The sequence below is a fragment of the Stenotrophomonas indicatrix genome, from assembly GCF_002750975.1.
Taxonomy (GTDB): Bacteria; Pseudomonadota; Gammaproteobacteria; order Xanthomonadales; family Xanthomonadaceae; genus Stenotrophomonas; species Stenotrophomonas indicatrix.
Genome location: NZ_PEJS01000001.1, coordinates 1,370,258 through 1,393,630, shown reverse-complemented (window position 1 = coordinate 1,393,630; position 23,373 = coordinate 1,370,258). Strand labels below are relative to the sequence as shown.

General features: G+C 66.5%; 22 protein-coding genes and 1 pseudogene. 7 read left to right on the top strand and 16 right to left on the bottom strand.

All coding sequences use genetic code 11. From position 1 onward, the window contains the following. Positions 1-127: 127 nt before the first annotated feature. Together CR918_RS06555 and CR918_RS06550 are read right to left on the bottom strand one after the other, a co-directional pair. The gene (locus CR918_RS06555; protein ID WP_025878838.1) at positions 128-823 is read right to left on the bottom strand and encodes a YiaD family glycine zipper/OmpA-like lipoprotein; all 696 of its coding nucleotides are present in this window, start codon (positions 821-823) and stop codon (positions 128-130) included. A 141-nt stretch (positions 824-964) separates the two neighbouring features. After that, positions 965-2,380, bottom strand: coding sequence for a cryptochrome/photolyase family protein (locus tag CR918_RS06550; protein WP_099844262.1), 1,416 nt, complete (start codon positions 2,378-2,380; stop codon positions 965-967). A 112-nt stretch (positions 2,381-2,492) separates the two neighbouring features. Between CR918_RS06550 and CR918_RS06545 the strand changes: the two genes are divergently transcribed. Then, positions 2,493-3,074, top strand: coding sequence for a hypothetical protein (locus tag CR918_RS06545; protein WP_099842285.1), 582 nt, complete (start codon positions 2,493-2,495; stop codon positions 3,072-3,074). A 105-nt stretch (positions 3,075-3,179) separates the two neighbouring features. Here CR918_RS06545 and CR918_RS06540 read toward each other — a convergent pair. The 4 genes and pseudogenes from CR918_RS06540 to CR918_RS06525 all read right to left on the bottom strand — a co-directional run. Then, positions 3,180-3,314: pseudogene (locus tag CR918_RS06540) on the bottom strand (inorganic diphosphatase); the annotation flags it as partial. Between the two features lie 10 nt (positions 3,315-3,324). Continuing rightward, entirely contained in the window at positions 3,325-4,632 is a 1,308-nt protein-coding gene (locus CR918_RS06535) for a purple acid phosphatase family protein (protein WP_099844260.1), read from the bottom strand. A 53-nt stretch (positions 4,633-4,685) separates the two neighbouring features. After that, positions 4,686-5,804, bottom strand: coding sequence for an NHL repeat-containing protein (locus CR918_RS06530; RefSeq protein WP_099842284.1), 1,119 nt, complete (start codon positions 5,802-5,804; stop codon positions 4,686-4,688). Continuing rightward, a complete protein-coding gene (locus tag CR918_RS06525) occupies positions 5,804-8,362 on the bottom strand; it encodes a TonB-dependent receptor (RefSeq protein ID WP_099842283.1) in 2,559 nt (852 codons plus the stop codon). The genes CR918_RS06530 and CR918_RS06525 overlap by 1 nt, the downstream gene beginning before the upstream one ends. 153 nt (positions 8,363-8,515) lie before the next feature. Between CR918_RS06525 and upp the strand changes: the two genes are divergently transcribed. Both upp and CR918_RS06515 read left to right on the top strand, forming a co-directional pair. Continuing rightward, positions 8,516-9,148: a uracil phosphoribosyltransferase gene (gene upp / locus CR918_RS06520; RefSeq protein WP_025878832.1), complete on the top strand. Its 633-nt coding sequence runs from the start codon at positions 8,516-8,518 to the stop codon at positions 9,146-9,148. A gap of 117 nt (positions 9,149-9,265) precedes the next feature. Continuing rightward, complete coding sequence (locus CR918_RS06515; protein ID WP_025878831.1) at positions 9,266-9,559, top strand: PsiF family protein; 294 nt, start codon at positions 9,266-9,268, stop codon at positions 9,557-9,559. A 337-nt stretch (positions 9,560-9,896) separates the two neighbouring features. Here the strand turns inward: CR918_RS06515 and CR918_RS06510 are convergent, their stop codons facing one another. The 6 genes from CR918_RS06510 to rsmD all read right to left on the bottom strand — a co-directional run bounded on the left by CR918_RS06510 (position 9,897) and on the right by rsmD (position 14,727). Next, positions 9,897-10,784, bottom strand: coding sequence for an MBL fold metallo-hydrolase (locus tag CR918_RS06510; protein ID WP_099842282.1), 888 nt, complete (start codon positions 10,782-10,784; stop codon positions 9,897-9,899). Positions 10,785-10,904: 120 nt separating this feature from the next. Continuing rightward, positions 10,905-12,632 carry a gamma-glutamyltransferase gene (gene ggt, locus CR918_RS06505; protein ID WP_099842281.1) on the bottom strand — a complete coding sequence of 576 codons (1,728 nt, stop codon included), beginning with the start codon at positions 12,630-12,632 and terminating at the stop codon, positions 10,905-10,907. Continuing rightward, positions 12,629-12,910 carry a YfhL family 4Fe-4S dicluster ferredoxin gene (locus CR918_RS06500; RefSeq protein ID WP_025878828.1) on the bottom strand — a complete coding sequence of 94 codons (282 nt, stop codon included), beginning with the start codon at positions 12,908-12,910 and terminating at the stop codon, positions 12,629-12,631. Before CR918_RS06500 ends, ggt begins: the two co-directional genes overlap by 4 nt. Before the next feature lie 132 nt (positions 12,911-13,042). Then, positions 13,043-13,534, bottom strand: a complete 492-nt coding sequence (locus tag CR918_RS06495) for a hypothetical protein (protein ID WP_025878827.1) — start codon at positions 13,532-13,534, stop codon at positions 13,043-13,045. Between the two features lie 78 nt (positions 13,535-13,612). Further along, positions 13,613-14,122 carry a pantetheine-phosphate adenylyltransferase gene (gene coaD, locus CR918_RS06490; protein ID WP_008267036.1) on the bottom strand — a complete coding sequence of 170 codons (510 nt, stop codon included), beginning with the start codon at positions 14,120-14,122 and terminating at the stop codon, positions 13,613-13,615. 26 nt (positions 14,123-14,148) lie between these two features. Further along, positions 14,149-14,727 (bottom strand): 16S rRNA (guanine(966)-N(2))-methyltransferase RsmD, encoded by a 579-nt coding sequence (gene rsmD / locus CR918_RS06485; RefSeq protein ID WP_033830840.1) that lies wholly within the window; start codon positions 14,725-14,727, stop codon positions 14,149-14,151. 596 nt (positions 14,728-15,323) lie between these two features. On the opposite strand from rsmD, the gene htpG reads away from it, so the two are divergent. Beyond that, positions 15,324-17,216 (top strand): molecular chaperone HtpG, encoded by a 1,893-nt coding sequence (gene htpG / locus CR918_RS06480; protein ID WP_032977853.1) that lies wholly within the window; start codon positions 15,324-15,326, stop codon positions 17,214-17,216. 284 nt (positions 17,217-17,500) lie between these two features. On the opposite strand, the gene CR918_RS06475 is transcribed toward htpG, so the two are convergent. Further along, on the bottom strand, positions 17,501-17,794 hold the full coding sequence (locus CR918_RS06475; protein WP_099842280.1) for a hypothetical protein: 294 nt from the start codon (positions 17,792-17,794) through the stop codon (positions 17,501-17,503). A 131-nt stretch (positions 17,795-17,925) separates the two neighbouring features. Here CR918_RS06475 and ftsY point away from each other — a divergent pair, with 131 nt between their 5' ends. The 3 genes from ftsY (at position 17,926) to CR918_RS06460 (ending at position 20,747) form a co-directional block, all read left to right on the top strand. Further along, positions 17,926-19,266, top strand: coding sequence for a signal recognition particle-docking protein FtsY (gene ftsY / locus CR918_RS06470; protein WP_099842279.1), 1,341 nt, complete (start codon positions 17,926-17,928; stop codon positions 19,264-19,266). A gap of 81 nt (positions 19,267-19,347) precedes the next feature. Beyond that, positions 19,348-20,472, top strand: coding sequence for an A/G-specific adenine glycosylase (gene mutY / locus CR918_RS06465; RefSeq protein WP_099842278.1), 1,125 nt, complete (start codon positions 19,348-19,350; stop codon positions 20,470-20,472). A 5-nt stretch (positions 20,473-20,477) separates the two neighbouring features. Continuing rightward, positions 20,478-20,747, top strand: a complete 270-nt coding sequence (locus tag CR918_RS06460) for an oxidative damage protection protein (RefSeq protein WP_025878821.1) — start codon at positions 20,478-20,480, stop codon at positions 20,745-20,747. Between the two features lie 67 nt (positions 20,748-20,814). On the opposite strand, the gene CR918_RS06455 is transcribed toward CR918_RS06460, so the two are convergent. From CR918_RS06455 to CR918_RS06445, 3 genes are all read right to left on the bottom strand, one after another. Beyond that, entirely contained in the window at positions 20,815-21,264 is a 450-nt protein-coding gene (locus CR918_RS06455) for a DUF6491 family protein (protein WP_025878820.1), read from the bottom strand. Positions 21,265-21,425: 161 nt separating this feature from the next. Further along, a complete protein-coding gene (gene lolD, locus CR918_RS06450) occupies positions 21,426-22,139 on the bottom strand; it encodes a lipoprotein-releasing ABC transporter ATP-binding protein LolD (RefSeq protein WP_099842277.1) in 714 nt (237 codons plus the stop codon). Then, the gene (locus tag CR918_RS06445; protein WP_099842276.1) at positions 22,132-23,373 is read right to left on the bottom strand and encodes a lipoprotein-releasing ABC transporter permease subunit; all 1,242 of its coding nucleotides are present in this window, start codon (positions 23,371-23,373) and stop codon (positions 22,132-22,134) included. Before CR918_RS06445 ends, lolD begins: the two co-directional genes overlap by 8 nt.

Sequence of the window (23,373 nt, the reverse complement as noted above, 5' to 3'; positions counted from 1 at the left end):
CCTTGGCCGGCACGGCTCTCCACATGGGCTATCGGCGTGCCGAGCACACTCGGCACCTACAGAAAATGCCGCCTGCAAGGGCGGCATTTTCGTTCCGGCTGCGCCGGAACAGCGATAACGCTGCGCGTTATTGTTTGAGAGGAATCACGCGGATCTCGACGCGGCGGTTCTTGGCACGGCCGGCATCGGTGCTGTTGTCAGCGATCGGGTAGGCCTTGCCAGCGCCCAGGGTTTCGATGCGCACGCTCTGCACGCCCTGGCCGATCAGGTACTGCGCCACCGAATCAGCACGCTCCTTGGACAGGCGGTTGTTGACCGCGTCGCTGCCGATGCTGTCGGTGTGGCCGACCACTTCGATCATGGTCTGGTTGTAGTCACGCAGGGTGCCGGCAACGCCATTGAGCGAGCCGTAGAACTGCGGCTTCAGTGCCGACTTGCCGAAGTCGAAGGTGATGCCGTCGGGCAGGTTCAGCATGATGTTGTCGCCCTGGCGCTCGACGTCGATGCCGGTGTTGGCAGTGCGCTCGCGCAGCGCGCGCTCCTGGCGATCCTGGTACTGGCCCACCGCGGCGCCACTGAGTGCGCCGATGCCCGCGCCGATCAGCGCATGCTGGCGACGCTCGGTCGCGCTGTCGCCGGACAGCAGGCCCGCGGCCACGCCGATGGCGGTACCGATCAGGGCATTGCGGCCGGTGCGGTTCTGCTGCTCGGTCGGGTTGCCGTACGGATCACTCTGCACATAGGAGCCGCCGGTGGCGCAGGCCGACAGGACGGCCGCACTCATCAGGGCCAGTGCGACGTTGCGGGTGGTGTTGCGGATCATGGTGTTCTCCTTGGTTTCCGGTCGGGCCGGCGGCTTGCGGGCGGCAACGAGGATAAACAGCCGGACGCGATGTCGGGATGATGATCACACCGGTCGACAGGGACGTGTTCAGCTAGCTGTCTGGACCGCTCAGCCAGCGCTTTACCCCGCCGCCGACTGACGGTAGGCGGCCAGAGCGGCATCCCGGCCAGCCGCCAGGTCCACCAGCGGCGTGCGTGGGTAGCCCGGCGCGCGTTCGGCCAGCAGGTGCGGATGCTGCCATGGAGCGAACCGCGCTTTCACCGGCAGCGCCGCCAGCTCAGGCACCCAGCGGCTGATGTAGCGCGCCTGCGGATCGAACTTCTCGGCCTGTGTGACGGGATTGAACACGCGGAAATACGGAGCCGCGTCGGCACCGGTGCCGGCCACCCACTGCCAGCCCATTGTGTTGTTGGCCAGGTCGGCATCCACCAGCGTGTCCCAGAACCAGCGCGCACCGTGCTGCCAGTGCGCACGCAGGTGTTTGCACAGGTAGCTGGCGACGATCATCCGCACCCGGTTGTGCATGTAGCCGGTATGCCAGAGCTCGCGCAGGCCAGCATCGACGATGGGGACGCCGGTATTGCCGCGCTGCCAGTCGTGCAGCTGGGCGGCACTGGGGCTGGCCCACGGGAAGCGATCGAAGCGTGGATTGAGGTTGTCGGTGGGCGTCTTCGGGAAGTGGTGCAGCAGGTGATGGGCAAAGTCACGCCAGCCAAGCTGGCGCAGGTAGCCATCGATGTCAGCATCGGTACCGGCACTGCGCAGGCCTTCCAGCGCGTGGGCGATGCGCCACGGCGCGATTTCGCCGAAATGCAGGTGCGGCGACAGCCGCGAGGTACCGACCCGATCCGGCAGGTCGCGCTGCTCGCGATAGCCGCGCAGCGCACCATCCTCGAACACGGACAACGCCTCGAGCGCACCGGTCTCGCCCGGCTGCCAGTGTTCCCAGAACCCGGTATCCCAGTGAAGCGTGGGCGCCAGCTGCAGCGTATCCAGCGCGAGGCTGTCGACCGTATGCGCCGGCAGCGTCTCCGGTGCGGCCTGCAAGGCGGGCAAACGCCAGTGGCTGAGTACGTTGCGCCAGTACGGAGTGAATACCTTGTAGGGCTGCCCCTGCTGGGTGGCGATGTCCCAGGGCTCGAACAGCAGGCTGCCGTTGCAGCTCTGCGCATCGATGCCCTGCTCGCGCAGCGTGCGTTTGATGGCGGCATCGCGCGGTTGCGTCGCCGGTTCGTACTTGCGGTTCCAGTACACCGCTTCAGCGCCGGTCGGCTCGATCAACGCCTGCAGGGCCGGCAGGCTGTCACCGGCACGCAGCACCAGCGATGAACCCCGTGCACGCAGGTCGGCGTCCAGCGCTGCCAGCGAACGATGGCGCCATGCATTGGAGGCCGCGCCCGGCGCCCACTCGCCCTCTTCGTGCGGCGCGTGGATGTACACCGGCACCACATCGTGGCCAGCTTCCAGCGCCGCCTGCAGCGCCGGATTGTCCTGCAACCGCAGGTCCCGACGGAACCATACCAACGCTACCGACACGTGCACTGCCTCTCAGTTGCTGGGCGGCCATGATAGCCAGTGACGGTGAAGGCGATGCGTGCGACCGGCCCTGCTAGGCTGCGCGCTCTTCCGCTTGCGCCCGGCCCACGTCATGGATGATCTTCGCGCCACGTTTGCCCGCTTCGGCCCCCTGCAATCGCAATCCGCCGACGCGTGGCAGGGGCCGTTCCCGCTGCCGGACGTGCTGGCCAGGTTCTATGCACACGTCGGCCCGTTCGGCGAGGTATTCAATCCTGCAAAAGGCCCCTGCGGCATCACCATTCCAGGCCTTGAGGTGTGGATACCGCCCTTGCAGCGCCTGTGGGCCTACCAGGCAGGCTATCGCTGGAACGGCAACGATGGCGAACCGATCAGCGATTGGCCGGCGCAGTGGCTGGTGATCGCCGACCGTGGCGCCGATCCCCTCATCCTCGACATCGACGACGGCCGCGTACTGTTCGCCCGTCATGGTGCGGGCCACTGGGACGCCGACGGGTTCGCCGCCGACGTGCCGACCCTGATGGCCGCGTTGGCTGCGGCCGGCAGCGTTTACCTCGATGCCGATGAGGATCTGTACAGCGATGACGATGATGGCGGGATCCGTCCGGTTCATCGCGAAGCGGCGCTGCGCGCTGTCGCTTTGGTGCTGGGCAGCACGGATGAAGCAGAACTGTTCCTGGACGCAATGCAGTAGAGCCACGCCATGCGTGGATGGTGCACGGAAAGGTTCAATCCACGCGTGGCGTGGATCCACTTCTGGACTGCTGCATCGCTTCGCTGATCACCCGTCCGTCGTTCTTTCCTGCGGCACCTGCTCCGGCTGAGCGGCCAGGAACGGGTGCAGTACGGTATCGGCAGCAGCCACCGCGCCCACCACCAGCAGCAGGGCAACGGCAATGGCGGCCATCGGAACGAGGCGCGTGCGCGTGCTCATCGGTCGTTCCTCACTCCCAACACCGGTCGGTGCGGCCCTTGGCGGTCTGGGCACGCGCGCAGTCACGCGGCGCGATCCGTCCCTCCTGCTGCTCCACCCTTTGCTTTCCGCCATTGTCATCGCGCTTCAGCTCGAAGGCGTCGTACAGGCGCCCGGTCACCGTGCGGGCCTCGTAGCGAAGGCGCTGCGGATCGATGCGCAACACCTGGAACAGCTGGGTGTCTTCGCCCACAGGGTCCATCGTCCTGCGTGCTTCGTCCGACAGGCGGTACTGTTTCGGTCCCGCCACCGTCACCACGTATTGCGGTGTTGCCGCCTGCCCTTCGCCGCGACGGCCGTAGGTATGGTCATGCCCCTGCAGTACCAGATCCACCTTGTGACGGCGCACCACCGGCAGCAGCACCTTGCGCAGGGCAGCATTCTCGCGGCCCTCGCGCGGCGAATAGAACGGCTGGTGCAGCAGCACGATCGTCCACGGCTGCCGGTTGCCGGACAGCACCTTGTCCAACCACTGTGCCTGCGCCTTGGCGGTACCGAGATCCAGCGCCGACGTGCCATCGACCACGGCCACGCGCACGCCCTGTGCGTCGAACCAGTAGCTGGTACCCGCCGCCGCGCTGGCACCGTTGCCCGGCAGGGCGAAGGTCACCGGCCAATGGCGGCCCAGCACACGGCGCTCCTGTGGCGTGTCCTCGAATTCCTCGAAGTACTCGTGGTTGCCGATCGCCGGCGCCACCAGCGTCTCCTGTGCCAGCCAGCTGGTGGCGGCAAACCATTCGCCCCATTCGCTGTCGTCCATGTTGTCGCCACCGCTGACCAGGTCGCCGGCAAACAGACTGATCCGCGCATCCGGCGCGGCCTTCTGTGCGACCCGCACCACGCGGCTTACATGGCTGACGTTCTTGTTCTGGGTATCGCCGAAATACAGCAGGGTCAGCGGCTGGTCGGCAGCGGCCATCGTACGCAGCTGGTTCCACGCGCTCCAGCTGCCATTGCCCTGTACGCGGTAGACATACAGGGTGTCCGGCTGCAAACCGTCGATGTCGGCGCGATGATGATGCGACAGGCCGTTCTCGGTCTGCAGCACCTGGGTCTTCGCGCGCACCTGGACGATGCCCTCGATGGCCGGCGAATCGTCGGCCCGTGCGATTTCCAGCAGCGGCGACTGCACGCTGCCATCGGTGCGCCAGGCCACTGCAAAGCCGTGGCTGGGGTCGACCGATGGAGAGGCAACGATGCGGTCCGGCACCGGTGTGGCCGCGTAGTAGCGGCTGCCCGACGGCACCTGCGTATTGGGCTCGGCCGCAGCCATCGCCATCGATGGCAATGCCAGCAGCAGCCCGATCGCAAGCAGGCGCACCAAGCGCGCGCTCACGAGCCACACTCCAGCGGCAGGGCCAACTGCTTGGCGATGCTCTCCCAGTCGAAGGCCACCACACCCTGGTCATCGTGCACCGCATACAGGGCGCCGTGCGGGAACCGTGGCGTTGGCTGCTGCATCATCCAGATGCCATCGGTGTTGGCCACGGTATTGCCCTGGAACGCACCCACCGGCTTCAGCGTATGGCGGTCGAACAGATGGAACACGCTACGCTGCTTGCCCTGCTCGGTGGTGATCCACCAGCCGTCCTTGCCGCAGGTGCGCAGCATCACGCCTTCGGCCTGCGCCTTGAACACGTCGCGGCCGAAGGTGGTGCCGGTGAAGCGCCCCGCCAGGGTGTAGACCTTGAATTCGCTGGCGTAGCTTTCGTCCTCTTCGGCGATCAGCAGGCGATCATTGGCCGGATCTCCCCAGATCGATTCGACCACACGCAGCGCGCCGGCTTCGCTGGTATCACCGATGCTGGCCGACAGTGTTGCCTGCACCTTCGTGCCATCGCGGGACACGTGGTACTGGCGCACGCGCTTGTCCAGCTCAGCCAGCGGCGGCAGGATGTCCTTGCCCTGTGCGTCCTCGCCGTTGTCCCAGGAGTCGGTGACGTAGACGCTGTAGCCATCGGCACGGCGGTCCACCCACAGGCCGTAGGGCTTGCGCAGATCGTCGGCACCGAAGGTGGCCAACGGAGTGAAGTCCGGCAGCGAAAGCACCTGCACACGGTGGTTGTCGCGCTCGACGATCCACAGCAGGTCATCGATCACCGCGATGCCGTTGGGGCGATCGAACTGGCCCAGGCCGGTGCCGGTGCTGCCGACGTCGCGCAGGTGCTGGCCGTTGCTGCCGTCGTAGACCACCAGCTTGTCGGTGGCCTTGGCCGTGGCGATCAGCCAGGTCTTGCCATCCGGCGCCTGCCACGACGCGGGCGAATCGATGTTGTCGGCCGGGGTCATCGGGGTCAGGAAGGCCTCGGCGATGGTCGCCACGTTGCGCTCGACCGGTGCCACAGCGCCGGTCGCTGCAGCCGCTGCCGGCGCCTTGTCCGCGGCCGGCGTGCAGCCGGCGGCAAGAACGGCTGCCAGCGAGGCCGCCATCAGGGTGATGCAACGCGTCATCACAGCGCCACCTTCAGGCCCACGGCGTAGGTGCGGCCGTACTCTTCCATCTGCAGGGTGCGCGAGCGCGTGCCCTGGTAGAGCTCCAACGGCTTGTCCAGCAGGTTCTGCGCTTCAAAATACATGCTCACGTTCGCGTTGAACTTGTAGTCCAGCGAGAAGTCGAGCTGGGTGTTGGGCGCGACGTAGATGTCGAACGCACGGCCCTTGCCGATGCTGTCCAGGTACTCGCTGCGGTACACCGCCGCCAGACGGGTGCTCAGGCCGTACTTTTCATAGCCGATGTGGGCGCTGTACACGTGCTTGGAGGCACGCGGCAGGGTGAAATCCTCACCGGCGCGATCCTCGATGCCAGCGTCGAATCCGGTATCCAGCCAGGTGCCGCTGGCGCCCACCAGCAGACCGTCCAGGCCGGCGGGCAGGAAGGCCAGCTGCTGCTGCCAGTTCAGCTCCGCACCACGCACGGTGGCTTTGCGGCCATTGATCGGCTGGGTCACGTCGAAACCACCGTAGGCCGGATCATTGGTGCGCACCGTCTCGACGATATAGCCGTCGATGGACTTGTGGAACAGACCGAGCGAAACGATGCCGGTGCTGCCGAGGTACTTCTCCACCGACAGGTCGATGTTCTTCGACTCGTACGGGTCCAGCTCAGGATTGCCCAGCCGCACTTCCTCGTCGCCGCGGCTGTAGCCGACGCGCGGCGAGATATCACCGAAGGACGGGCGCGAAACGGTCTTGTTGGCCGAGGCGCGCAGCACCCAGTCATCGGCCGCGTCATAGCGCAGGTGCAGGCCCGGCAGTACGTTGGTATAGCTGCTGTTGGCCACGCGCGGGGTTACGGTGTAGCTGCGGCCGTTGGCCGCCACATCGACCTGGTTGCCTTCGGCCCTGAAGCGCGTGTTCTCCACACGCACGCCACCGATGATGCGCAGCGCACCGACATCCCAGGTCCCCATGGCGTAGCTGGCGAAGATGTCTTCACTGGCGGTGTAGTCCTCTTCCAGCGAGGTCATCGCGTTGGCGCCGACATCCTGCGGACGGGCACTGAACTGGCCACGGTTGGCCGCCCAGTACGCGCGCATCGCGTCCGAATCCATGCCGTCACCCAGGGTGCCGTGGCGGTGATCCGGGGAGCCGGTGGTCCAGCTGGACAGGGCAACCTTCGGGCCGACGCGCAGTTCGCTTTCGTCGACGTTGACGTCGCGGTCGCGCCAGCGCCCCAGCAGGCCGAACTTGATGCTGCTGCTGTCGCCGTCGAAGCGGACGTTGACCTGTGCGCTGTGCTCCTTGTCGTTCACCTGCTTGGGTGAAATCACGAAGCGGTCGAACGCGTAGTTCGCGTTGTCCAGCCACTGCGGATTGTCGAAGCTGTAGCTGGGCATTCGACTGCTCTGGTCCAGCGTACCGTTGAAGGCCTTGCCGTTGAGCTTGAAGCGCGCCTCCATTTCATCGTTCACCCGCTCTTCGGTGCGGGTGAAACCAACCTTGTAATCGACCACGGCGTTGGTCAGCGTGTTCTCGCCGCCCAGGCTGGCCGCGAAGGTGTTCTCTTCCTTGGTGCGGTAGCGCATGCGCTTGTCGATGGAATCCTTCGGCATGCCGTCCAACCGGTACTGGTCGGTACCGGTCTTCACCATCTTGGCGTCATCGAAGTTGAAGATCACCCGCTGGCGGGTTTCGGCATCATCGAACTGGCTGTACAGCGCACGCAGGTAGTACTTGCTGTCCTCGTTCGGGCGCCAGTCCAGGTTGAGGTTGGCGCCGATGCGCTTGCGCTCGATTTCGTATTTGCGGTGCTGCAGGTTGATCGCGGTGACGTCGCCCGGTGCGGCATCGTCTTCGCCGTCGTACTCCACTTCGGTGTTGTCCGATTCGAACGTGCGCTTCTGGTAGTTCACGCCCAGCGCGACGCCGAAGGTGTCGTTGAACACTTCGCTGTAGTTGAAGGCCGCCTTCGGGCTGGTTTCGCCGGACAGCTGCTGGTGGCTGGCTTCGATCTTGCCACGCAGGCTGCGGCCGTCACGATCGAAGGCCGAGGCCGATTCAACCAGGATCGCGCCGCCGATGGCGTCGCCCGGCATGTCCGGGGTGGGCGACTTGACCACGCGCAGGCGCTCGGTCGAATCGGACGGAATCACATCCAGCGGCGCCGCGCGGCTGGAATCTTCCGGGGTGCCGATGGCGATGCCGTCGACGCTGACGCTGTTGAGGTTGGCATCCAGGCCACGCACCACCACGAAACGGCCTTCACCCTGGTCTCGGGTCACGCTGATGCCCGGCAGGCGCTGCAGCGACTCGGCCACGTTCTTGTCCGGGTACTGGCCCAGTGCGTCTGAAGACACGGCGTCTTCGATGGCATCGCTGCTGCGCTTCAGGTCGACGGCGCGTACCTGCGATTCCAGCTGCGCACGCACTTCTATGCGGTCCAGATCGGTCGCTGCGGCGGCACCCCCTGCCACGGCAGCGGCGGCGTTTTCGGCCGCCAGCACCGACGGGCTGGCCGTCACCAGCAGCGAGAGGCTGATTGCCAGGCCCAACGTGTTCTTCTTCTGCACAGCTATCCCCAACGGTGTAAAGATTGGGTCAGCACGGTATGTCCGGCAAGTTGCATGGGCATGACACCGGTGGAGCCTGGCCTGCCGGACCCGGCTCGGCACCACCGCGCATTCCGCTTAAAATGGGGGCCTCCCCTTCTGCCAGACCCTCCCATGAAGATCGTCGAAGTGCGCCACCCGCTGGTGCAGCACAAGATCGGCCTGATGCGCAACGCCGCGCTCAGCACCAAGGATTTCCGCGAACTGGCCAACGAACTGGGCACGCTGCTGGCCTACGAGGCCACCGCCGACCTGGAAACCGAGCCGCACACCCTGCCGGGCTGGTCCGGCCCGGTCACCGTGCAGCGCATCGCCGGCGCCAAGATCACCGTGGTGCCGATCCTGCGCGCCGGCCTGGGCATGCTCAGCGGCGTGCTGTCGCTGATTCCGGCCGCCCGTGTCAGCGTGGTCGGCCTGCAGCGCGATGAGGAAACCCTGCAGCCGGTGCCCTACTTCGAGCGCCTGACCGGCCGCCTGGAAGAGCGCGACGCGCTGATCCTCGACCCGATGCTGGCCACCGGCGGCACCCTGATCGCCACCATCGACATGCTCAAGCGCGCCGGCGCACGCCGGATCAAGGGCATCTTCCTGGTTGCCGCGCCGGAGGGCATCGAAGCGGTGAAGGCCGTGCACCCGGACGTAGAGATCTACACCGCCGCGATCGATGCGCAGCTCAACGACAAGGGCTACATCCTGCCGGGCCTGGGTGATGCCGGCGACCGCATCTTCGGTACCCGCGTGGGCTGAGATCGACCGGGTCGGAGCGCTTTCGAAAGGAAGTGCTCCACCTGCTCCAGGCACCTTCACGCCGGCTTTGCGGCAACGGGCGAATGCTCCGCGCACCCGCCCCGCCCTGGAGCCACCATGAAAGCCTCTTTGCTGCTCGCCGCCGCCCTGCTGGTCGGCCTCCCGATTGCCGCCAACGCAGCCACCCCACAGCAGCAGCGCATGGCCGACTGTTCGGCAAAGAACAAAGGGCTGAAAGGCGACGCCTACAAGTCCGCGCAGAGCGCATGCCTGAGCTCGCACGCAGCCGCACCGGCAACCCCTGCCACGCCGCAGGAGCGCATGAAGAAGTGCAACGCAGACGCCGCCACCCAAAAGCTCGCCGGCGACGCCCGCAAGACCTTCATGAGCAGCTGCCTCAAGGCATCGTAAAAACAGCGAAGAAAGGCCCCATCCACGCATGGCGTGGATCTACTGACCGTCACTTGGAACCTGTCCGTCGAATGGGGGCAGAGCCCATTGCGCAGCAACGGGATCGGACCCCGAAAGATCCAACGGGCGTCCCATCCGTCACCGGAAAACTGTCGAAGGCGGGGCGGTGTCGGATTGCGGGGTGTCAGCCGCATGGATGCGGCTGCCAAGCCTACAAGGACGTACTTGCGGCGTCCCCGCAATCCGACACCGCCCCGCCACCCCACGGATAGCCCGGTGTTGCTGTTGCTCCGGCTCCGGCCTCGGCGGGTGCAGGGCGCAGCCCTGCCGGCCAACCTCACCCCAGCGCGCGCGCCTTCAGTTCGCCCTGCTCATGCAGCGTCACGAAACGTCCCTTCTCATCCCGCCCGACCTGCGCCAGCGCCACCTGCGGATCATGGGTGAAGAACAGATGCACGTTGCGCGCCAGCTTGTCTTCCAGGAACTGTCGCTTCTCGTCGATCAGCAGCTCGGCGTTGCGGTCGTACCCCATGGTGATCGGCACGTGCACCCACGAGCGACCCGGAATCAGATCGGCGCAGAACACCACGCCGCCGTGCGCCCCCTCGCCTGCGCATGCCTGCCCGACGATCTCGGCCAGCATCAGCCCCGGCGTGTGCCCGTCGCTGTAACTGAAACGCACGCTGTGGCCGAGCACCTTCGAATACTCGCCGTCCACCACTTCCAGGCGGCCACTGGCCTGCAGCAGGCCCGGCAGTTCTGGAATGAAGCTGGCGCGATCGCGCGGGTGCGGCTGCAGCGCGCGCTGCCAGTGCTGCGCACCGACCACGTACGTCGCATTGGGGAACAGCAGTTCCGGTTCACGGCCTTCGTGCCACGCGGCCAACAGGCCGCCGGCATGGTCGAAGTGCAGATGGCTGAGCACCACCACGTCGATGTCTTCGTGCTCGAAGCCGGCTTCGCGCAGCGAATCGATCAGCACATGCTGGCTTTCCTGCACGCCATAGCGCTCGCGCATGCGCGGCTCGAAGAACGCACCGATGCCGGTTTCGAACAGCACCGTCTTGCCTTCCAGCGGGCTCGCCAACAACGCACGACAGGCCAGCTCGATGCGGTTGAGCTCATCCGGTGCTGCCCACTTTTCCCACAACGCGCGCGGCGCGTTGCCGAACATTGCACCGCCATCCAAGCGTTGGGTATTACCGCGGATCGACCATAGTTTCATGACGCAATTATCGGTGGCCGCTCGTTAAATAATCGCTAGTGGGAAAATGAAAAACCCCGCCGTTGCGGGCGGGGTTCTCAGGTTTGCGTCCGCCGGGCATGGCCCGGCGCTGCCGCCGGATCAGGGAGCCGGCACAACCTGGGCACTGCCGACCGGGTTGCGCGGGTCACTGCCGCCAAACAGTTTGTTGTCCTTGCGGTCCCACTCCACCGTCTGCAGGTTGCCCCACACATGGCTGGAGCCACGGCCACCGGCAGCGACCTCGCCCGGCAGGTCGATCTTGTGGCCCATCGCCTGCAGCTGCTTGATGGTGCCAGCGTCGAAAGCATTGCTTTCCGCTTCGATCAGGTCCGGCAGCCACTGGTGGTGGTAGCGCGGCAGCGCGGCGACCTGCTGCGCATCCAGGCCAGCGTCGTAGCCCAGGATACCCAGCAGCACCATGGTGATGATGCGGCTGCCACCGGGCGTGCCCAGCACGATCACCTTGTCGTCGTTTTCCATGAAGGTGGGCGTCATCGAGCTGAGCATGCGCTTGCCCGGCTTCGGCGCGTTGGCCGCGTAGCCCATCACGCCAAAGGCGTTGGGCGTTCCCGGCTTCAGCGCGAAGTCGTCCATCTCGTTGTTCAGCAGCACGCCGGTGCCCTTCGGAATCAGCCCCGAGCCGTACAGCAGGTTGACGGTCTGGGTGGCGCCGACACGGTTGCCATCACGGTCGATGATCGAGAAATGGGTGGTCTCGTCATCCTCCAGCGGCGTCGGGTTGCCCGACAGCAGGTCGCTGGGGGTCGCCTTTTCCGGGTGGATGGTGGCGCGCAGGCCCTGCGCGTAATCCTTGCTGGCCAGCACCTTCTGCGGGATCTGCACGAAATCCGGATCGCCGAGGAAGAAGGTGCGGTCACGGTAGGCACGACGCATCGACTCGACCACCAGATGGGTGCGGTGCGCGGCATCCATCTGCTTGATGTCCCAGCCTTCCAGGATCTGCAGCATGCTGGCCAGGGCGATGCCACCGGAGGACGGCGGCGGTGCGGTGGTGATCTTCCAGCCGTTGTAGTTGAAGACGATCGGCGCACGCTGCTTGACGCGGTAGCCGGCCAGCTCTTCGGCGGTCCACTTGCCGCCCGCCTGCTTCACGCCGGCCAGCAGCAGCTTGCCGGTCTGGCCCTTGTAGAAGCCGTCGAAGCCACCGGCCGCCAGGCGCTCCAGGGTCTGCGCCAGTTCCGGCTGCTTGAACAGGTCACCGGTGGCGATCGGCTTGCCATTGCGCAGGTAGACCTCGCGTGTACCGGGATAACGCTCCATCACTTCACGGCGCGAGGCATAGCCCTTGGCCATGCGGTCATAGACCGGGAAGCCTTCACGCGCGATGCGGATCGCCGGCTGCAACGACGCTGACAGCGGCAGCTTGCCGTGCTTGGCCGACAGTTCGACCAGCGCCGCCGGCAGGCCCGGAATGCCGGCCGACCACGGGCCGTTGACCGAGCGGTCGCGGTCCAGGTCACCCTTCTTGTCGAGGAAGGCCTGCGGCGTGGCCGCGGCCGGCGCGGTCTCGCGCGCGTCCAGCATCACGTCCTTGCCGGTGGCCGCATCATGCAGCAGGAAAAAGCCGCCGCCACCGAGACCGGAGCTGATCGGCTCGACCACTGCCAGGGTGGAGGACACCGCCACCGCCGCGTCGAAGGCGTTGCCGCCCTGGGCCAGGATGTCGACACCGGCCTGGGTGGCCAGGGCGTGACCGCTGGCGATGGCCGCGCCATCGGGGCGCTCGGCACGGACCGGGGCATCAGCCCAGGCGACGGAACTCAGCAGCAGGCCGAGCAGCAACAGGGGGCGGGCGAACGACTTCATTCGGATGGGGGCTCCGCATAGAGTTCGGGATGATCGTGCTGCAGTTGGCGCAACTTGGCCAGCAGCTCGATTTCGGTTTCGACGATGTCCGGATCGGGGTCGATGCATTCGACCGGGCAGACGACCACGCACTGCGGTTCGTCGAAATGGCCCACGCACTCGGTACAGCGGGCGGGGTCGATCACGTAGATGGTTTCACCCATCGTGATGGCCTGGTTCGGGCAGGCCGGCTCGCATACGTCGCAGTTGACGCAGAGCTCATTGATTTTCAGCGACATGGCGATACTCCACGCCCGCGCCTTGGGACAAGGACCGGCCTGCGCGGGCGCGCGGGCTGGTCAGGTCATCAGCGGCGCCCATCGCAGGGCGCCGCCCGGGCCGTGCCGAAGCACGACCGCCTCGGCTCGGTCTTACTTGGCTTCGACGAAAATGTACTCGGCACCGGTCGGCTGGACCACGGCCTGCACGCGGGCGTTGTCGGCGGACTGGCCGATGAAGACGACGCGCACGCCCTTCATCGAATCCGGCGAGACATCCTTGAACACGGTCTGGATCATGTCAGCCATCTTGCCCGAGGCCGACGAACCGAAGGCCAGCATGTTGCCCGGCTGCACGCCACGGGCCACGGCCTGGGTCGCGCTTTCGGTCTGGCGCTCGTACTTGGCCTGGAAGTCCGGATCCGATTCCGGCGACAGGTAGTACAGGAACGGGCTGTTGGTGATGTTGCCCATGTTCTGGATGGCCACTTCCTGCAGGTACTTCTTCCAGCCTGCGTCGTCTTCCTTGGCCGGCGCGACCAGCGCCTGCTTGGCTTCGTCGACCGGAGCGGCTTCTTCCTTCTTGCAGGCGGTGAAAGCCAGGGCAAACGAAGCGATCAGCATCGCGCGCATGGTGTTGTTCATGGGTTTCCTCCCGGAATGTTGCGTGTTGGTGTGCGTAATGGAATGCGTGGTGCTACAGGATCTACTGCTGGTCAGGGCTTACGACTGGGCCGACTTCGCTTCGCGGACCTTGCGCAGCGCCTCGAGCACGGCAGCCGGCACGAAGCCGGACACATCGCCACCCAGGCGTGCGATCTCGCGGACCAGCGAGGACGAGATGAAGCTGTGCTGTTCGGCCGGGGTCAGGAACAGGGTCTCGACCTCCGGAATCAGGTGGCGGTTCATGCTCGCCATCTGGAATTCGTACTCGAAGTCGGACACCGCGCGCAGCCCGCGCAGCAGCACACCGCCCTGCACCGAACGTACAAAATGGGCCAGCAGCGTATCGAAGCCGATGACCTCGACGTTGCTGTGGTGGCCCAGGGCGCCACGCGCCAGCTGCACGCGCTGTTCCAGCGGCAGGGCCGGTCCCTTCGAGGGGCTCTGCGCCACGCCCACCACGACCTTTTCAAACAGCGGCGCGGCCCGGCTCACCAGGTCGATATGACCATTGGTGATGGGGTCGAACGTGCCGGGATAGACGGCGATGCGGCGGTTGGCCACGGTCATGGGCGGTAGCAGATGTTCAGATGAGGTCAAAGTGTAGCAGCGGCGCGGCGGTACAGGGCAAAGCGCACCTCGCGGGTGCCGCCATCGCGGTGCAGCAGCCATTCCGGGGGCAGCACCGGCACGTGGCTGGCCGGCGATTCCAGGTACAGCCAGGCATCGGCGGCCAGGTGCCGCGGCAGCTGGGCCAGCACGTCCTGCCACAGGCCATCGGCGAACGGCGGGTCGATGAACACCAGATCCGCCTGCTGTGCCGGCGCGGCCTGCAGCCAGCGCAGCGCATCGGCCTGGGCGACCGTCACGACGTCACCCGCCTGCAGTCTGGCCACGGCCGCCGACAGGTTGCGCGCGAGCTGCGGGTCGCGCTCGACCAGGGTGGCATGCGCGGCCCCCCGGGAGACCGCCTCCAGCCCCAGCGCGCCGCTGCCGGCGAACAGGTCCAGCACGCGCGCCCCGCCCAGCTTGGGCATCAACCAGTTGAACAGGGTCTCACGCACGCGGTCGCTGCTGGGCCGCAGGCCCGGCAGGGTCGGAACCGGCAGTCGGGTATTGCGCCAGCGCCCACCGATGATGCGCACCTGGCCTTCGTTGCCACCGCGGCCGCTCACAGGCGCCCCTGGCGAGGTTCATTCGAGAATTTCAGCATGAGCGGGATTGTAGTTCGGCCGGGCTGCGCCCGGCACCCGCAGAGGCCGAAGCAACGGCCGAAGCAACGTCAAAAGCTGGCTTCCTGCGGATTGGCGGGGTGGCCCCGGTTGCGGGGGCCGCCGTAAATCCGTCCATGGAGGCTCGGTCGCGCCATCCATGGCGCTCACGCCCCCGCAACCGGACCCACCCCGCCTTCGACAGTTTCCTGCGATCTGTCAAACGGCTCTTGGGGGATTTCGATATCTGAGAGATTTCATCCACGCATGGCGTGGATCTACTGCAGGTCGCGACGATCTGGCGAAGGCGGGGCACTGTGGGTTTGCGGGGTGTGAGCGGCATGGATGCCGCGACCAAGCCCCCATGGACGGGTTTACGGCGTCCCCGCAAACCCACAGTGCCCCGCCATCCCACGGAATGCCCGCTGTTGCTGTTGCTTTGGCCTCGGCCGGTGCCGGGCGCAGCCCGGCCGACCAACCCCTTGATTTCGGGACAATCACCCCTACCCCTTGGCGAGGCCGCACGCGCTTGCGCGGCACCGCACATGGAGCCCTACCCGATGACCGAGACGACCCAGACCGAAACCCTTGGCTTCCAGACCGAAGTCAAGCAGCTGCTGCAGCTGATGATCCACTCGCTGTACTCCAACAAGGAGATCTTCCTTCGCGAGCTGGTATCCAATGCCGCCGACGCCGCCGACAAGCTGCGCTTCGAAGCCCTGACCCAGCCTGAGCTGCTGGAAGGCGACAGCGAGCTGCGCGTGCGCGTCAGCTTCGATCCGGCCGCCCACACCATCACCATCGAAGACAACGGGATCGGCATGAGCCGCGCCGATGCCATCACCCACCTCGGCACCATCGCCAAGTCCGGCACCGGCGACTTCCTGCGCCAGCTGTCCGGCGACCAGAAGAAGGACTCGCAGCTGATCGGCCAGTTCGGCGTCGGCTTCTACAGCGCCTTCATCGTCGCCGACGAAGTGGAAGTCACTTCGCGCCGCGCAGGCCTGGCCGCCAATGAAGGCGTGCGCTGGACCTCGCGTGGCGAAGGCGATTTCGATGTCGCTACCATCGACAAGGCCGAGCGCGGCACCCGCATCGTCCTGCACCTGAAGGACGGCGAGCACGACTTCGCCGACGGCTGGCGCCTGCGCAGCATCCTCAAGAAGTACTCCGACCACATCGGCCTGCCGATCCAGATGCCCAAGGAAGGCGGCGAAGAAGGCGCCGCGATCGAGTGGGAAACCGTCAACCGCGCCAGCGCGCTGTGGACCCGCCCGCGCACCGAGATCAGCGATGCGGAGTACACCGAGTTCTACAAGCACGTCGCCCACGACCACAGCGACCCGCTGGCGTGGAGCCACAACAAGGTCGAAGGCAAGCTGGAGTACACCTCGCTGCTGTACGTGCCGGGCCGCGCGCCGTTCGACCTGTACCACCGCGATGCGCCCAAGGGCCTGAAGCTGTACGTGCAGCGCGTGTTCGTGATGGACCAGGCCGAACAGTTCCTGCCGCTGTACCTGCGTTTCATCAAGGGCGTGGTCGATTCCAACGACCTGTCGCTGAATGTCTCGCGCGAAATCCTGCAGTCCGGCCCGGTCATCGATTCGATGAAGGCCGCACTGACCAAGCGTTCGCTGGACATGCTGGAGAAGCTGTCCAGCGACAAGCCCGAGCAGTACGCCACGTTCTGGAAGGAATTCGGCCAGGTGCTGAAGGAAGGCCCGGCCGAGGACTACAACAACCGTGAGAAGGTCGCCGGCCTGCTGCGCTTCGCTTCCACCCGTGGCGAGGCCGATGCACAGACCGTCTCGTTGGCCGACTACATCGGCCGCATGGCCGAAGGCCAGGACAAGATCTATTACCTGACCGGCGAGAGCTACAGCCAGGTGCGCAACAGCCCGCACCTGGAAGTGTTCCGCAAGAAGGGCATCGAAGTCCTGCTGCTGACCGATCGCATCGACGAGTGGCTGATGGGCTACCTGACCGATTTCGACGGCAAGGGCTTCGTCGACATCGCCCGCGGCGACCTCGACCTGGGCGCGCTGGAGAGCGAAGCGGACAAGCAGGAGCAGGAAGCCGCGGCGAAGGACAAGCAGGGCCTGGTCGAGCGCCTGAAGAACGTGCTCGGCGATGACGTGGCCGAAGTGCGCGTGTCGCACCGCCTGACCGATTCGCCGGCGGTGCTGGCCATCGGCGAACAGGACCTGGGCCTGCAGATGCGCCAGATCCTGGAAGCCAGCGGCCAGAAGGTGCCCGACAGCAAGCCGGTACTGGAGATCAACCCGGGTCATCCGCTGATCGCCAAACTGGATGCCGAAGCCGATGGCGCACGTTTCGACGACCTGGGCCGGGTGCTGTTCGACCAGGCCGCACTGGCCGCCGGCGACAGCCTGAAGGACCCGGGTGCCTATGTGGCCCGTCTGAACAAGCTGCTGCTGGAGCTGTCGGCCTGACCGATGCCGGGATCGCCCAGCCTGGCGGTGCCAACCTCGGTTGGCACCGCCATTGCCCCGGTAGAGGCCAACCTTGATTGGTGCTGCTGTTGGCCTGGTAGATGCCAACCTTGATTGGCGCTGCTGTTGGCCTGGTAGATGCCAACCTTGGTTGGCGCTTGAAAAGCTGCCGAGCATGGCTTGACTGCAAAAGCGTGCCAACCAAGGTTGGCACCTACCAGAGCAGGTGGGATCAGACACGCACCAGAGCCGGTCGGATCAGACCCATCCCAGATGCGGTCGGATCAGGCCTGCCGATCCAGCAGCGAACCCAGCATCTGGTCCTCGCGACGGATCAGCGCGGCATTGGCGGCGAAGGCCACCACCTCGGCCTTGGCAGCCAACAGGTCGCCCAGCGGTGCGGTCGGATCGGTGTCGCCATGGGACGTCACGCGGGTGTCCACCCCGCCCTGCGCTGCGGCATCGCGCTGCAGTTGCAGTCGTGGCGCATCCGGGGTCGCCACATTGTGTGCGGCCACCTGCACGCCCTGCTGGGCCGCACGCATCCCGCTGAGCGCAACACCTGTCACATCGTTCATCGGCGGTCTCCCAGGCCACCCAACGCAGCCCTCCGGACCGGTTAACGGCCGCGTAGCTGCGACCTTGAGTCCACGCCGGCCATACAGGCCCGGGTGGTAGCATATCCCTCTGATTTCAGCGCCTTTTGCCAATGCTCAGTTTTTTCCGCCGCAAGAAGCCCCAGGACGCCGCCACACCGGACGCGCCCAAGACCCAGCACTACTCGGCTGAAGAGCTGGCGGCGGCATTCCCGTCGGCCGCGCCACCCGAGCAGGCCCCGGCCGCACCGGTAGCCCCGCCGACGGTGGAAGCGCCTGTGCCAGCTGCCACGCCCGAGGTCGTTGCGCCCGCAACGTCAACCGCGCCGGCCCCGCAAGCAACACTGCAAGCGGCGCAGGAATCCATCCCCGAAGCCGCGCCCGCACGCGTGCTGGCGCCGGAAAACTTCGAAGCCGAAGCGGCCGCCGCCGCCGCGGTGCTCGCCCCGCTGGCCCCGGTCATCCCGGCGCAGGAACCAGCCGCCCCCGCCGCCGACCTGCCGGTACTGGTCGATGCCCCGGCTGCTGCGGCGGGCAAGCCCGGCTGGCGCGAGCGCCTGCGCAACAGTGCGTTCGCCCGCAGTTTCGGCGGCCTGTTCTCGCGCAACCCCAAGCTCGATGACGATCTGCTGGACGAGATCGAGACCGCGCTGCTGACCGCCGACGTTGGCGTTGCCGCCACCACCGACCTGATCGCCGACCTGCGCAAGCGCATGAAGGCACGCGAGTTCATCGATGCCAATGCCCTGCTGGCGGCACTGCGCGCGGACCTGATCGCGATCCTGCAGCCGGTATCCAAGCCGCTGGTCATCGACCGCAACGCCAAGCCCTTCGTGGTGCTGACCGTGGGCGTCAACGGCGTCGGCAAGACCACCACCATCGGCAAGCTGGCCAAGCGCTTCAAGGACGAGGGCCACAGCTTGATGCTGGCCGCTGGCGATACCTTCCGCGCTGCCGCCGTCGCCCAGCTGCAGATCTGGGGCGAGCGCAACGGCGTGGCCGTGGTCGCGCAGGGGCAGAACGCTGATGCCGCCTCGGTGGCCTACGATGCGCTGCAGGCCGGCAAGGCCCGCGGCACCTCGGTGCTGATCGCCGATACCGCAGGCCGCCTGCACACCCAGTCCGGGCTGATGAACGAGCTGGGCAAGATCCGCCGCGTGCTCGGCAAGATCGACGAGAACGCGCCGCACGAAGTGCTGATGGTGATCGACGGCACCACCGGCCAGAACGCGCTTTCGCAGCTGCGCCAGTTCAATGCCGCGGTCAAGGTGACCGGCCTGGTGGTGACCAAGCTGGACGGTACCGCCAAGGGCGGCGTGGTGTTCGCGCTGGCCCGCGAGTTCGGCATTCCGATCCGTTTTGCCGGTATCGGCGAGCGCCCGGAGGACCTGCGCGTATTCGATCCGGAAGCCTTCGTCGACGCCCTGTTGCCCGAAGCGCTGGGCACTGCCTGACGCGTCCGCATCCACGCATGGCGTGGCTCTACTGCAACCCGGTAGAGCCACCCCATGGGTGGCTGCCCCCCTGGAGTACCGATGCCCCGCCAGCCGAACGCCAGCGCCACGTCCGACCCTGAGCACGGCTTCGTTGCCCGCCTGCTGCACTGGTTCGACGACCACGGCCGCCACGACCTGCCCTGGCAGCATCCGCGCAGCCCGTACCGGGTGTGGTTGTCGGAGATCATGCTGCAGCAGACCCAGGTGGCCACGGTCATTCCGTACTTCCACCGTTTCCTGCAGCACTTCCCTACCCTGCCCGACCTTGCCGCCGCCAGCAACGACGCGGTGATGGCGCAGTGGGCCGGCCTGGGCTACTACGCCCGTGCACGCAATCTGCACGCCGCCGCCAAGCGCTGCGTCGTCGAGCACGGCGGCGACCTGCCGCGTGATTTCGATGCCCTGCACGATCTGCCCGGCATCGGCCGCAGCACCGCCGGCGCTATCCTCAGCCAGGCCTGGAACGACCCGTTCGCGATCCTCGATGGCAACGTCAAGCGCGTGCTCAGCCGCTACCACGGCGTCGAGGGCTTCCCTGGCCTACCCGCCATCGAGAAGCAGCTGTGGGCCATCGCCGAAGCGCAGGTCGCCCAGGTGCCGGCTGGACGCATGGCCGACTACACCCAGGCGCAGATGGACCTCGGTGCCACGGTCTGCAGCCGGTCCAGACCGGCCTGCGTGATCTGTCCGCTGCAGGCCGATTGCGTGGCACGTCGCGAAGGCCGCACCGCCGAGCTGCCAACCGCAAAGCCAAGCAAGACGCTGCCCGAACGCGAGGCGGTGGCTTTGCTGCTGCGCGACAAGCAGCAGCGCGTACTGCTGCAGAAGCGGCCGGACACCGGCATCTGGGCACAGTTGTGGACGCTTCCGCAGGCCGATGCGGGCAGCGAGCTGCAGGACTGGTTCGACGTCCACGTCGATGGTTCGCTGGAAGATGCCGAGGAACTGCCTGTGCTGCAGCACACCTTCAGCCACTACAAGCTGCACCTGCAGGTATTGTCACGGCAGGTGCACGGCCTGCGCGTGGAAGAACCCACGCTGCGCTGGGTTGACGCCGCCGAACTGCCTGCACTGGGCTTGCCTGCCCCCATCCGCAAACTGCTTGAGGGCGCGCCCATCAAGAGCCCGAAGCGAACTTCCGCAAAATCCCGCAACCACGAGTGAGTGCCATGCCCCGAACCGTCTTCTGCCAGTACGAACAACGCGATGCCGAGGGCCTGGACTTCGTGCCTTACCCGGGCGAGCTGGGCCAGCGTGTGTTCAACCACATCGGCAAGCCGGCGTGGACCGCATGGCTGGCACACCAGACCATGCTGATCAACGAGAACCGCCTTTCCCCGCGAAAGCCGGAGCATCGCGCCTTCCTGGAGACGGAGCTGGTGAAGTTCCTGTTCGAGAAGGACGCGGAGAAGCCCGCCGGGTTCACCCCCGAAGCCTGACCTGCCGGTAACGCCGGGCCATGCCCGGCGTCCAGCCATCCGCCGGGCATGGCCCGGCGCTACCGCCCTACTTCGCGGATTCCTCGCGCTCCTGCACCTGCGCCTGGCGCAGCTCCTGCTCGGAGGCGCGTAGCGCCTTCACGTCGAGCTTGCGTATGGTCTTGATGAAGCACGGCATGCGCGGGCCAGCGGTCGGGTCACGTACCAGCACCTTGTCGAACGGCGCCGAGACGCGGTTCATCCGGCTGGTCAGGCCGATGGCGGTCGCATACGACAGATCCTGGCAGGGACCATTCAATTCCAGCAGGTAGGCCTCGCTCGGACGCGTCCAGACCGCCAGCGCACTGTCGCCCAGCTCGGTCCAGCCATTGAGGCTGCCGAAGAACTGCATGTCCTTCTGCGGTGCGCCGGCGTGGGCACGATACAGCTCCAGCTTCTCGGCACTGCCCAAGCGGCCGGTGGTGGCACAGCCAGCCAGAGCCAGGCACAGCCCGGCGATCAACAGTGGGGTCTTCATGGCCATCTCCACGGGGGAACTGTGCCGATCATGCACCCGCCGGGGTGGCGCCGGCGCAACGGCCGGCAGCCTGGTTCAGCCGTTGGTCGGCGGCCCCCAGCCGACCAGGCCCTGCATCGAATCCGGTAGTCGCCAACCTTGGTTGGCGCTTGGCCGGCCGCTCAGACGTCGGCGTGGGCCAGCGCGTGCAGGCGCCCTTCGCGCAGCTCCAGCACCCGGTCCAGACGCCGTGCCAGCGAGCGGTCATGGGTCACCAGCACCAGGCTGGTATGCCGCGCACGGTTGAGCTCCAGCATCAGCTCGAACACAGTCGCAGCCGTGCGGTCATCCAGGTTGCCGGTCGGCTCGTCGCCCAGCACGCAGGCCGGGTGATTGACCAACGCGCGCGCCACCGCAGCACGCTGGCGTTCGCCACCGGACAGTTCGCCGGGCTTGTGGTCCAGGCGATGGCCGAGGCCGACCGATTCCAGCAGCGCAGTCGCACGCGCGCTGGCCTCGGCCACCGCGGTACCGGCCAGCATCACCGGCATCATCACGTTTTCCAGCGCGGTGAATTCCGGCAGCAGGTGGTGGAACTGATAGACGAAACCCAGCGCCTGGTTGCGCAGCAGGCCGCGCGAGGTGTCCGACAGCGCCGACATGCGCTGGCCGGTGACATAGACCTCGCCAGCGGTGGGCGTATCCAGCCCGCCCAGCAGGTGCAGCAGCGTGCTCTTGCCGGCACCGGAGGCACCGATGATCGCAACCGTCTCACCTGCAGTCACCGTCAGGTCCAGCCCATCGAACACCGGTGTCTGCATGCGCCCTTCGGCGTAGGTCTTGCCCAGCCCTTCGGCACGGATCACTTCATCGCCACGGTTGAAGACCTTATTCATAGCGCAGGGCCTCCGCCGGCTGGGTGCGTGCTGCCCGCCAGGCGGGATACAGAGTGGCCAGGAAGCTCATCAGCAGCGCGACCAGGGTGATCACCACGATGTCGCTGGTCTGCATGTCGGTCGGCAGGCCGGTGATGTAGTACACATCCTCCGGCAGCAGCTTGACGTTGAACACCGACTCGATGGCGCCGAGGATGCGTTCCAGGTTCAGGGTCAGGGTGATGCCGCCGATCAGGCCGGCAAGGGTGCCGAAGATGCCGATCAGCGAGCCCTGCACCATGAACACCTGCATCACCCCGCCCGGGGTCAGGCCGAGGGTGCGCAGGATCGCGATGTCGGCCTGCTTGTCGGTCACCAGCATCACCTGCGAGGACACCAGGTTGAACGCGCCCATGGCGATGATCAGCGAGAGCAGGATGCCCATCACCACTTTTTCCATGCGCAGCGAGTGGTACAGGTTGGCGTTCTGCTGGGTCCAGTCGCTGACCCGATAGGCACCGCCGAGGTTCTGCGCCAGGTCCACGCCCACCTCCAGCGAGCGGTCCATGTCATGCAGTTTCAGGCGCACGCCGGTGGCGCCATCGGAACGCAGTACGCGCTCCAGGTCTTTCATGTTGGCAAAACCCACACCGCGATCGACCTCGTTGTAACCGGCCTCGAAGATGCCGCTGACGGTGAAGCGCTTCATCCGCGGCACCGCGCCCGCTGGCGTGCCCTGCACTTCCGCGAAGGTCACCAGCACCTGGTCACCGACGTCCACGCCCAGCCAGACGGCCAGTTCCTTGCCCAGCAACAGGTTGAAGCTGCCCGGGGTCAGGCTGCCGTAGCTGCCCTTGGTGACCTTCCTGTCGATCACCGACACCTTCGGTTCCAGTGCCGGGTCGATGCCCTGGATGATCGCACCCTGCACGCGCGGGCCGCTGATCATCGACTGGATCTCGATATACGGCGCAGCACCGGCCACGCGCGGATCCTTGTTGGCCACATCGACCACGCGCATCCAGTCCGGCATCGGTTCGCCGTCGCGGCTGATGGTGGTGTGCGCGGTCATCTGCAGCAGGCGGCTGCGGATTTCCTTCTGGAAACCGCTCATGACCGCCAATGTGGTGATCAGCACCGTCACCCCGAGCGCGATGCCCAGGATCGATGCCATCGAAATGAAGGAGATGAAGCCGTTGCGGCGCTTGGCGCGCAGGTAGCGCAGGCCAATGGCCACGGGAATGGGTTTGAACAT